The 263-nt window shown below is 49.8% G+C and carries 1 protein-coding gene; it reads left to right on the forward strand.

The window, feature by feature from the left end:
• Positions 1-43: 43 nt before the first annotated feature.
• The coding region (locus OOT08_RS18895; RefSeq protein WP_325094443.1) for a hypothetical protein at positions 44-263 on the forward strand (220 nt) is incomplete at its 3' end.

The following is a 263-nucleotide window of genomic DNA, read 5'->3' on the forward strand; positions in this document are numbered from 1 at the left end:
TGTCAACAAAACGGATGCACCAGTCGAAGTTTCCCTTTGGGGCATGTCCACGGAAGTCGTGAATCATAGTTTCATAGGGAAGGAAACGGTGGAAAACGAGTGGGCCGGTGAATATCCTGCTGTCCTCACACTGCCAGAACGGGAACCAAGCCCATGGAAAACACATCCGGCGGTGTCGGCAAATATCGAAATTGACGGCAGATTATTCCCACTAAAAATGGGTGTTTTTCCTAAACAGGCAGGCAGACTGAACTTACGCACCG

This window comes from Leucobacter sp. M11 (genome assembly GCF_035726885.1).
In the GTDB taxonomy this organism is placed as follows: domain Bacteria; phylum Actinomycetota; class Actinomycetes; order Actinomycetales; family Microbacteriaceae; genus JAPFRB01.